An 11005-nucleotide genomic window follows, 5' to 3' on the forward strand; every position below is an offset into this window, starting at 1 on the left:
TTTAAAACTTAAATTCATTGGGAATAGACTTCAGGATTGCATCTACTAAGGCAAGGGCATTTTGTAGATCTGCTTCAGCCATAACCGAAGCGGTAGAGTGAATATAACGGCAAGGAACACTGATGGCGAGCGTGGGAATTCCCTCGCGGCTCAGATGAATAGAACCGGCATCATTGCCACCGCTATGTCCTTTTCGAAATTGATAAGGAATGCCATTTTTCTCCGCGAGTTCTATCACTTGTTGAAGTAGCTTAGGCTGATATAAGGTGGCCCTATCCATAATGGAAAGTGCCGGGCCCTTTCCGGGTTCCGTAACCCAGGCTCCCTCTTCTACTTCCATCATATGAGCAGAAACGGTTCCTTCCAGAATGATGGCCAAATCCGGTTGCACATGGTAGGCTGCTATCGTAGCACCTCTTAACCCTACCTCCTCTTGGACTGTGAAGGCACCAATCAGGTTAAGAGGATAATCTTTCTTTAAAAGCTCTGTGAGAAGAGTACAGCCGACCCGATCGTCAAACGCTTTACCTTTCCAATACCCTTCACCGAGTGGCTCGGTTTCTGTATAGAAGTAAGCATAATCTCCGATTTTGACATGCTTTTCAGCTTCTTCCTTAGCTGTAGCACCGATATCGATATAGAGCTGTTCAATTTTTAAGGCCTGCTCACGTTCTTTGGGTTTCTGAAGGTGAATAGCCTTTGCTCCGATGACACCAAGTAAAGCATTGATTTGCACAGGCTTGGAGACCAGGATTCTCGAATCAATGCCCCCAACTGGTTTAAACTTAAGAAATCCCTCAGAGGTAATCGCAGTAATCATAAGCGCCACCTCATCCATATGAGCGGCTATCATTACTTTAGGGCCGACTGTTAACGAATTCTTATGGACAATGAGGTTGCCGATCTTATCGGTGTGTATGGAGTTTACATAAGGTTTCAGTTGTTCCGTGAGAATTTTGCGGATTTCCTGTTCGGCCCCCGAGGTGCCATTAAGTTGGGTTAAGGTCTTTAATAGCATATTTTTCCCTCCAAGTCCTCAGGAAGTCCTGCTATAAAATAGGCCAATAGTTTTCCGGTATGGACGATATCCCTCATATCTATGGTTTCGACAGTAGTATGCATGTAGCGTAAGGGAATCGAGACTAAGCCCGTGGGCACACCGGCTTGGGTAACTTGAATAGCCCAGGCATCTGTGCCGCTTCGGCCCGGTACAGGATGAATCTGATAGGGTACACGCCATTCGCGAGCACTTTTAAGTAGCTCTTCATAGACCAAGGGATGAAAGTTTGGGCCAATGGCGACCGCTGGACCCTTCCCTAATTCTACATCCACCTGCCCTTTCGTATCGGGTGTCAAGGCATGCGTTACATCGATAGCAATTCCCAGATCCGGATTCAAGGTATAGGAGCTTGTGATTGCTCCCCGATAACCGAGCTCTTCCTGGGTTGTAGTTACGGCGATTACGTCGTGCGCATGCTGGATCTTTTGCAGTTCTTCTAGGCATATTTTCATGACAACCACACCAGCACGATCATCAAAGGACTTGCCTGCCACAAGCTGGTTCAGCATTTCTATACATTGACGTCGTAAGGTAATAATATCTCCAACCTGAATAACTTCGCGGATTTTGTCATAGGGAAGCCCAACATCAATCCCCATCTCATCAATCTTTACAGCTTTTTCCCCATTGTCCGATAGAAGATGGGGCGGTATGGAGCCAATAACGCCGAGGACGGGTTTTCGGCCATGAATAATAACCTCCTGGGAAAGAAGAGTTCGCTGATCTACTCCTCCTACGGTGGTAAAGCGAATAAAACCGCTTTGTTCAATGCCCTTAACCATGAGGCCAATCTCATCCATGTGAGCAGCAAGCATGATTTTATAGCGGCCAATGGTACCTTTTTTATGTGCATAGATGTTTCCTAAAGCATCTGTATAAACAGCGTCAGCTAGGGGATGAAATTCAGCTTGCACCAGAGGAGTCAGGCTCTCTTCGTACCCAGATACACCTGAGTTTTCAGAAAGCCTTTTTAAGAAATCCTTCGCGCTGGATTGTTGCGCGTTATTCAATACATTCAGCCTCCTCATCACAAATATTTTCTGTTTTAAGCTCGTGCTAGATTCAAAATAGCTTGAGCATAGACCTTGCAGGCTAAGACTAGACTATCGATTGCTATGTATTCGTCGGCGCAATGGATGACTTCAGGCTCACCAGGAAGAAGCGGACCAAAAGCAACCCCTTGGGGTAAAACTTTTGCGTAGGTCCCGCCCCCAATAGCAAAGGCATAAGCCTCAAGGCCTGTCACGTCGGCATAGGCTTTTAATAAAGCGCCAACTAAAGGACTGTCTTTGGGTACATGGTGTGCCTTTTGATGACTGAGGGTTTTTAGCTGGAGACCCATTGCTTCGGCTTGTTCCTGCAAAGGGATTAAAACCTGATCCTGATTAATAGTAACCGGGTAACGTATATCTAAAACGAAACGAAGGTGATCTTCAGACCAATCCATAATGCCTAAATTCAAGGATAATCTTCCTGAAGGCTCATCAGCAAAGGCAATGTTCAAGCCTTCTCCATAAAACCCTCCACCGACTTTTGTAGTGAGCCATTGAATTAATTGGGCTTCCTCCTCGTTGATCGCCAATGTCTGAAGAAACTGCAGGGCGTGCAGGACAGCATTTTTCCCATTCTGAGGTAGGCTTCCATGAGCTCCCACCCCTTTAAAGATAAGGATAAGAGTCTCACCTGTACCTGAACCTTCATTTTCCAGGTCACCTGATACCCCTTCAGGGAAGGAATAGTCGGTTAATTTTTGAGAAACTACGTCCTGAGCCAGACCATTGAGAACGACCCGACAGGTGTCAGGAACCACATTGGCACGATCCCCACCTTGGATTTGTTTAAGGTGAGGTAAACTTAATTGTTTAGTCAGCTCGAGATGAAAAATGCCCTTTTCGGCATGAATTAGAGGAAATTCCGCATCCGGGGCAAATCCCTGCACGGGAATTTCTTCTTTTTGTTTGTAATAATCCATATCTGCCCAGCCGGACTCTTCATCGGTACCCAGAATCAGACGCACTTTCTTATGGAGAGGTATTCCCGCATCTTTAATGGCTTTCATAGCAAAAAGGGCAGCTAAAGTGGGGCCTTTATCGTCCACTGCCCCTCGGCCATAGATTTTTCCGTCAGCTATCTCACCACTATAAGGTGGAAAAGACCATCCATCTCCTTCAGGGACCACATCTAAATGTCCTAAGATCCCTAGGAGCTCCCCTGTGCCCATCTCAATCTGTCCGGCGTAACCATCAATATTCTTTACCGTAAAGCCCAGGCTTTGCCCTAAGTTTAATGTCCATTCTAGGCATTCTCTTATCCCCAGTCCAAAAGGGGCTCCGGGCAAGGCAGAATCCATATCTCTGACACTCTTAATTTGGATACAGCTTTGGACAGCATTTATCATCTCATCTTTAAGTCCATCAATTCTTTGGTTAAGGTTCTCAATATCCATTGTGTTTCCTCCCTATTCTGTTTGATTCAATTGACTATTCCTTTGCTAGGATACCCTTTTTGGTAAGAAATCTGCAATTCTCTTATGGCGTCGGTGGTGGGTCTTCCGTTTGCTTTAATATTTCCTCAAGGGGAGTAAATTGTACATCAATCATGGTACCCGTGTTGACAACCGTTCCAGGCTGAATGCTTTGAGAACTCACGAGTCCGGTTCCGGAAAAATTCACGTGAAGTTCCGCCTGAGCTAGTTTTTCACCGGCTTGTCGCATTGTTAAGCCTGTAAGATCAGGAACTACTGTTTCACCCTTCAACGGTGTCCGTTCAGGTGCTACTGAAGCTGGGGTTGGCCGTTCAAAATTCGTCTCAGGAAGCTTACTTACTTCACTCGGAGTCTCATGAGCTACGGGAATTCCGTAATATTGAAGGGCGCCTTCGATAATAGCTTTAGCAACAGGCCCGGCTAAAGTCCCCCCTTGGTGGCTTTCGCCTTGGGGGGTATCGATAAGAATGATGAGAGCAATCTTAGGATCATTCGCCGGAGCATAAGCGGCGAAGGAGGCCACGAAATCGGTTGAAGAATAGCCACCAGTTTCCGGGTCCACTTTTTGAGCTGTCCCTGTCTTTCCAGCTACCCGAATTCCCGGTATGTGAGCGGCAGCACCCGTTCCTTCGTTGACTACTGCCTCTAAGATGGCAGTCATCTGTTCGGATGTTGATTTAGAGACCACTTGACGGACAGGGGTTGGATTAATTGTTTTCGTGGTACCATCTGGATAGGTGATTTTCTCAAGAATATAGGGCTTATAGAGGGTCCCACCATTAGCAATGCTGGAAATTGCCGTAAGCAATTGAACTGGTGTTACTAGATTAGCTTGGCCAAAGGACATGGTTGCCATGTCAATATCTCGGGCCTTATCTTGAGGTATAAGTAATCCGGTTTCTTCCCCGGTGAGATCGATACCCGTCCTTCCGCCGAAGCCAAAAGCTCTCAGATATGTATAGAAGGCTTCTTTGCGCAATTCCATTCCTACTTGGGCCAGTACCACATTTGAAGAGATCATCATCCCTTCTTGAAAAGTGATTTCTCCATGGGGTCTAAAGTCAGAATCCCAGTTCGTTATGTAGCGCGGTCCAATCCGTATATAGCCTGGATCATCAAAAACATCGTCAGGCTTTAAGATGCCTTCCTCTAGGGCCGCTGCACCAGTAATGATTTTAAAGGTGGAGCCCGGCTCATAGGACATGCTGATATTCAAATTGCGTCGTTCTTCCGGGGTTGTGGATGTGTAATCATTGGGGTTAAAGGTAGGTCGGGAGCCCATGCCAAGAATTTTACCTGTCATAGGATCCATGGCCAAAATAGCAATCCGCTTCCCTTGAGTTCTCTCCACGAGTTGGTCTAATTGTTGTTCAATAAGGTATTGAATCGTTGAATCCAAGGTAAGTTGAATATCTGATCCCTTTAAAGCCGGTTCATTGAGTTTTGAGTCCTTGAGCATGAATTGTTGTGAAGTATAACCAGGGGTACCGTAGAGCTCCTCATCATAGTAAGATTCAATACCTTCCGCACCATGGCCTGCCAAATTAACAATACCAAGAACAGCAGAAGCTAAATTATCCATAGGATAGACGCGCCTTTGTTGGTCACTATAACCGATGCCAGGAAGCTTAAGGGCCTTGATTGCTTCTGCTTTTTCCAAATCTACTTGATTAGCAATATTGACCCAGGATAAATCTTTGTTTAGTTTTTCTAGTAGCTTATCCCGATCTAAGTCCAAGAGTTCACCGATCTTATCCGCCATAGCTTCTTTGGTCCAAGAGGTCTGCTTCTTAGCTATTAACTCATTAATCGCACGGGGATCCGCATAGATCTCTTTGACAGGTATGCTTTGGGCTAAAACACTGCCTTGAGCATCAAGAATTTTACCTCTTTCAGGAAGTAAGCTTGCACTACTGGTTCTCCTCTCAATCCCTTTTGCTTTTAGTTCGGAAGCATCAATCACTTGAAGCATAAATAATCGTCCCACGACCGCCACCACCATAAAGATGAGCAGACCGTAGAGAACATTTTCTCGAACAAAATAGCCTCGTTTCACATGTTTTCCTCGCAGTCTATAGAAATAATCTAGAATAATAGTATTATACCATTCTTTTTTTCCGGTGAGATTAATAATCCGAAAAAGCCCATGTTTTCTTAACTATCGATGGTCTTTTGGGCCACCTTGCTAAGAAACCATGAGCTTTGTAATTATTTTGTCCTGGATTGAAAATTGAATGCGAGTAAATTAATGTTATTTCATGGAAAGAATGGATGCAAGAAGCATGCCACCAAGGAGTCCGCCTATATGGGCGTAAACATCAATTCCCGGTTGAAAAAAACCGATGCTTAGGTTAATCAGAACAATAATCACCAGATTTTTACCAAAACCGGATTTCCAAAGGGAGGGTCTGCGGCGAGAGTAAACTACTAAAGCCCCAAGAATTCCAAAAATTGCTCCCGATGCCCCTGCCGAAATTGCCTCCGTGCTAAGAAAACTGGCGAGAGAACCCATAACTCCGCTCAGGATATAGATGAAGAGATAGCGAATACGACCAAACAGCTCTTCCAAAATCGGCCCTAAAATCCATAAAGCATAAAGGTTAAAGGCTAAATGGATTACTCCGATATGGAGGAACATGCTTGTGAAAAGGCGCCAATACTCTCCTTGAATAATCAGGGCATTAACCTTTGCCCCAAACATGATAAGGACACCTGTATTAGTGGAACCGCCAGCCAAAGTCATCAGGGCAAATATAAACAAGTTGATGAAAACAAGACTATAGGTAAGATAGGGTCGGAAGATTACCCCATTAGAAGCAGGAGCAAATCTTGAATTAAGCGGAACATCTGTCGAATTGCCTTGAGTAGCCCCTCTAGAAGGAGTTGGTTCAAGATAGGAAAGAATTTGGTTTAAGCGATCTCTTTTTTCCGTCGCCGGGGCTGCAAATATAGAACCTGTTTGTAAATCTATAAACCAAGCTTGAATCTTTTGCAAAGCGGGTTGTTTTAAATCCTGAGAGGAGAGTCCTTCAGGACAAAAGATTATTGCTTCCCAATATCTTACGGGAGAATCGATCTGGGAAACATTTTGTGGTGTAGCTAAAAGTTCTCCCCTCTTTAAGACGGAGAAAAGAAAGCCCTCTTCCTCTTTATGAGCTAAAACCCACTGATTCAAATCCTTTTCTATAGACCATTGATCCTCTTGAAGCCCGCGTAAAATACGCTCGAGGATAGTAAGCCCTCCTTTTTTTAACACCTCTGGTCTTAATAATCACTGTCATCATATATATTCTAAAGTGTTAAGCCCGTTATTGTCAAAAAAGTGATCACAGCATAGCTAGAATCTATCCTTAGAGTTAGAAAAGGCAGTGGAATTCTCCACTGCCTTTAAGTAACTCATAATCATCACTGAACACAATGAATGGCTCAGCCGTTCTTCCAGGAGACTCCAAAACCGCCTCGAGGGTAGTCCCATTTTATATTCCCGGAGGGGCAGGCAACTCGACAGGTGCCACATTCAAGACAACCTTCGTAGCCAACGGAGATACGATTCTCTTCTTCATCCCAGTCATAAACATGAGCAGGACAGATAAAAGTACATACCTTATCCTTGCACTTTAAACAAAGTTCCCCATTAGCAATTTTAATGTGATTGAGTTTGTCTGTATTAAAGCGCACCAAATACAATTTATCATCTAATTTCATTTTAGTGCCCTCCATGCATTAAACATATCTTTAACAAGTCCACTCTTTGTCCGTTTCTTAAATGCCATATCCATAATATTACTGAAGACTTTTGCTTTTGGAGTACCATCTGCTGTAAAGTACATACGGGCTGCTTGGTTAAGAATTTCAGGATACTCGCCCAGTAAATGAGGATTGGCCTCGATGAAAGGCATAAGCTTTCTAAACTTGTAAAGGTCCTTGATGACAAAAGAATCACGGAGTCGAGTTTCATAGACGCTCATACCTTGGGCGCTGATATCCCCAGATTTAATAGCTTCAGCGGCTACATTTCCGGCAATTTTCCCGGAGATCATAGCCAAGTTGGAGCCTTCACGGTTCAAACCGTTGACAAACATCGCTGTGTCCCCAACGACCATAACTCCTTGACGATAAAGCTTCGGAATAGTGTTATAACCGCCTTCTGGGATCAGGTGAGCCAAGTATTCCTTTGTTTCTCCACCTTGCAGCAATCTTTTAACATAAGGTTTAGCTTTTAAGTGCTCCAAGAGATCATTAGGTGACCATCCCTTTTCAGACATGGAGTTAACCATTGCCCCAACCCCAACGGAAATGGAGTTTTTGTTGGTATAGATAAAGGATGTTCCCATCATTCCAGCAGTAGAATCGCCAAAGAGTTCGATGGTTGCTCCTTCATGGGGCTCTAAGCAAAAGCGATCTTCGATTTTCTCAGGAGGAAGTTCAATAATTTCTTTAACTACGACGGCCATATTCTCAGGGCGCAGAGGCTTAGCAAGTCCAGCCTTACAGGCTAAGAAATTATTAGCTCCTTCAGCGATGATAACAACCTTTGCTCCCAGGTCTCCTTCACTACGTCCGGTGCGAACACCTACTACATCATCACCATGATAGAGGAGATCTTCAACAAGAGTTTCGGTTATAATCATTGCCCCGGCTTTAATAGCTTGATCAGCCAACCAACGGTCAAATTTCACCCGGAGTACTGTGTGGGCATTATAATTAGGTGCTTGACCCCAAGCCGGATCACGATAACCCGCAGTCAGGATTTCATCTTTGCTCAGAAAAGCATAGCGTTGCTCAATAACGGGTCTTTCCAAAGGAGCTTCCTTCCAAAAGTCTGGGGCAACTTCATTCGTTGCTTGGGTATAAAGTACCCCTCCCATGACGTTTTTAGTACCAGGATAATCTCCCCGTTCAATGACAGCAGTTTTCATTCCAGCCTTAGCAGCACTAATCGCGGCAGATAGGCCGGCTGGACCGCCTCCAACGACGATTACATCAAAATTTTCCATGTTGGCCCCTCCTTACTTTGCTACGCCGTGCTGTAGGCGCTTTTTGAATTCAGCTGTTAATGCCGGTACAACTTCGTTAAGATCCCCGACAATTCCGTAATTAGCGACACGGAAAATAGATGCATCGGGATCATTATTGACAGCAATGATAAAATCAGAGGTTTCCATACCGACGAGATGCTGGATTGCTCCGGAAATACCAATCGAAATATAAAGCTTAGGTCGAACCGTAATACCCGTTTGACCGACTTGACGATCATGGGTAATCCAACCAGCCTCTACAGCACCACGGGTCCCAGCAATAGTAGCGCCGAGCACATCGGCTAATTCTTCTGCCAAGGCTAAGTTTTTCTTAGAGCCAAGGCCAAGACCAACTGCCACGAGGACTTCAGCTTTATCCAAGAAAATGCTCTTGGCATCACCTTTGATAAAGTCCACTACTTTAGTTAAAACTTCTTCTTCAGCGAGACCTAACTCTTCGCGAATGATTTCACCTGTTCTACCTTCCACTCGTTCAGGCATAGCCATAACTCTGGGACGTACCGTAGCCATTTGGGGACGACGAGTCTTACAAAGAATGGTAGCCATAATGTTTCCGCCAAAGGCAGGACGTGTTTGTAGAAGGTGTTTGGATGTCGGATCGATTCCCAAAACTGTGCAATCGGCAGTTAATCCTGTTTGCATCGTGGTAGCGATAACCGGGAAAACGTCACGACCCATCGCGGTAGCACCCATGAGAATGATCTCAGGCTGATATTGACGAATGAGATCCGTAATTGCATGAGCATAAGGCTGGGAACGATAATCTTTAAGAACTGGATCATCCACCACATAGACTTTCTCAGCTCCATAGGCAAAGGCCTCGGGAATAACTTTCTCTACATCGTGGCCTACAAGAACACCAGCCAATTCACAACCGATATCATTGGCAAGCTTGCGCCCTTCACCTAAGAGTTCCCAAGATACAGGCGCAATTTCGCCACGATTGTATTCGATAACGACCCATACTCCGCTCCAAACATCTCCGCCAGCAACAGGAGCTGATTTCTTCTCTGTTTTGGGTTTAGCAACACTTACTGCAGGAGCAGCATCAGCATCAGCGGACACTGGAGTCTCCACTTTTGCTTCGGCTTTCTTGCCAGCGCCTTCCGGTAAGGAGAGAATATTGCTCGGGCAAGCGTCCACGCAATCGCCACACTCTGTACATTTTGCGGCATCAACGACTACGCCACTACCCCCTAATTCTAAGGCTTCTGATGGGCATTCACCCACACAAATTCCACAACTGATACAACCAGGACCGATGATAACAGCCATTAGCGCTTACCTCCCTTACCATCGGGACTAACCATGATAATATTTTCTTGGAATACTTTCTCAACTAACTGAGCAGCTACTCCTTTTGGATCTTTTGTCCCGTCGAGTTTTTCTCCGCCCGAACGAGCCGGGGGCGCAAAAATTTTATTTACACTTGTGGGTGAACCCTTGAGTCCCATTTGAGTAACATCAAATTCAAAGGAATTAGCAGTGATAATTTCAGGCTCATAAGCGGCAGCGTTCATCATGTTTGGTAGTGAAGCGTAACGCAACTCATTGAGCTCCTTTTCTACTGTAAGCAGAGCAGGTAATTTGGCTTGTACCACTTCGCGCCCTGTTTCAAGTTTGCGATGAACTGTTATTGTGTCATTAGTAATATCAGTTACTTTAATGACATAAGTAAGTTGTGGGAAGCCTAAACGAGTAGCAATTCCAGGCCCTGTCTGAGCAGTATCACCGTCAATTGCTTCTTTACCAGCCAAAACTAGATCTACGGGATCGGTTTCGTGAATTTTTAAGATAGCTTGGGTAATGATATAAGCTGTTGCTAAAGAATCCGAGCCACCAAATGCCCTATCAGTTAAAAGAATAGCTCGATCTGCACCGAAAGACATGGCTTTGCGTAGCGCTTCCTTAGCCTGAGGTGGACCCATTGTTACGATTGTAACTTTTCCGCCAACTTTCTCTTTGAGGCGAATTGCCTCTTCAAGAGCATGTGCATCATATGGGTTAATGATTGATGGGACCCCTTCACGCATAAGTGTATTCGTTTTGGGATCAATCCGAACTTCTGACGAGTCCGGTACCTGTTTTAGACAGACAACAAAATGCAAAAAAACTCCCTCCTCTATCCCTTTTATAATAAAGAAACATAATCTCACATGTACAGCATAGTACAATAGGAGAAAAAAGACAAGTTTTTAGATTAACAAAATATATTAAATATTCTGTTAATGGTAAGTCGAGCTTAAAAACAAAAATAATTATATCACAAATTTAATAATGTTCATATATATTTTGTAATCATTAATATATTTATAAGAATAAGTTCTGGGTTTTCTTGTTATTGGGCAAAATAGTGTTACATGTCAAATAATAGCATATGCGAAGGAGGGATGGGATTGAGACGAATTTTTCGCCTATTAC

Annotated in this window: 9 protein-coding genes; all 9 read right to left on the bottom strand. The window is 44.4% G+C overall.

The window, feature by feature from the left end; translation table 11 throughout:
* Position 1: 1 nt before the first annotated feature.
* Entirely contained in the window at positions 2 to 1018 is a 1017-nt protein-coding gene (locus AAC978_RS14660; protein ID WP_341548810.1) for a M42 family metallopeptidase, read from the bottom strand.
* Entirely contained in the window at positions 1009 to 2070 is a 1062-nt protein-coding gene (locus AAC978_RS14665; protein WP_341548811.1) for a M42 family metallopeptidase, read from the bottom strand. The genes AAC978_RS14660 and AAC978_RS14665 overlap by 10 nt, the downstream gene beginning before the upstream one ends.
* Before the next feature lie 35 nt (positions 2071 to 2105).
* Positions 2106 to 3506 (bottom strand): dipeptidase PepV, encoded by a 1401-nt coding sequence (pepV, locus tag AAC978_RS14670; protein ID WP_341548812.1) that lies wholly within the window; start codon positions 3504 to 3506, stop codon positions 2106 to 2108.
* Positions 3507 to 3588: 82 nt separating this feature from the next.
* Positions 3589 to 5601: a penicillin-binding protein gene (locus AAC978_RS14675; protein ID WP_341548813.1), complete on the bottom strand. Its 2013-nt coding sequence runs from the start codon at positions 5599 to 5601 to the stop codon at positions 3589 to 3591.
* A gap of 195 nt (positions 5602 to 5796) precedes the next feature.
* Positions 5797 to 6801: a rhomboid family intramembrane serine protease gene (locus tag AAC978_RS14680; protein WP_341548814.1), complete on the bottom strand. Its 1005-nt coding sequence runs from the start codon at positions 6799 to 6801 to the stop codon at positions 5797 to 5799.
* Between the two features lie 170 nt (positions 6802 to 6971).
* Positions 6972 to 7250: a ferredoxin family protein gene (locus tag AAC978_RS14685; RefSeq protein ID WP_341548815.1), complete on the bottom strand. Its 279-nt coding sequence runs from the start codon at positions 7248 to 7250 to the stop codon at positions 6972 to 6974.
* Positions 7247 to 8542, bottom strand: a complete 1296-nt coding sequence (locus AAC978_RS14690; RefSeq protein ID WP_341548816.1) for an FAD-dependent oxidoreductase — start codon at positions 8540 to 8542, stop codon at positions 7247 to 7249. Before AAC978_RS14690 ends, AAC978_RS14685 begins: the two co-directional genes overlap by 4 nt.
* Before the next feature lie 12 nt (positions 8543 to 8554).
* Positions 8555 to 9859: an electron transfer flavoprotein subunit alpha gene (locus tag AAC978_RS14695; protein WP_341548817.1), complete on the bottom strand. Its 1305-nt coding sequence runs from the start codon at positions 9857 to 9859 to the stop codon at positions 8555 to 8557.
* The gene (locus tag AAC978_RS14700; protein ID WP_341548818.1) at positions 9859 to 10692 is read right to left on the bottom strand and encodes an electron transfer flavoprotein subunit beta/FixA family protein; all 834 of its coding nucleotides are present in this window, start codon (positions 10690 to 10692) and stop codon (positions 9859 to 9861) included. Before AAC978_RS14700 ends, AAC978_RS14695 begins: the two co-directional genes overlap by 1 nt.
* Between the last annotated feature and the right edge of the window lie 313 nt (positions 10693 to 11005).

Source organism: Desulfitobacterium sp. THU1 (genome assembly GCF_038181555.1).
GTDB lineage: Bacteria > Bacillota > Desulfitobacteriia > Desulfitobacteriales > Desulfitobacteriaceae > Desulfitobacterium.

Coding starts and splice junctions, on each gene's coding strand:
- AAC978_RS14685 (WP_341548815.1), bottom strand. CDS start 7,250: ATGAAATTAGATGATAAATTGTATTTGGTGCGCTTTAATACAGACAAA.
- pepV (WP_341548812.1), bottom strand. CDS start 3,506: ATGGATATTGAGAACCTTAACCAAAGAATTGATGGACTTAAAGATGAG.
- AAC978_RS14660 (WP_341548810.1), bottom strand. CDS start 1,018: ATGCTATTAAAGACCTTAACCCAACTTAATGGCACCTCGGGGGCCGAA.
- AAC978_RS14695 (WP_341548817.1), bottom strand. CDS start 9,859: ATGGCTGTTATCATCGGTCCTGGTTGTATCAGTTGTGGAATTTGTGTG.
- AAC978_RS14690 (WP_341548816.1), bottom strand. CDS start 8,542: ATGGAAAATTTTGATGTAATCGTCGTTGGAGGCGGTCCAGCCGGCCTA.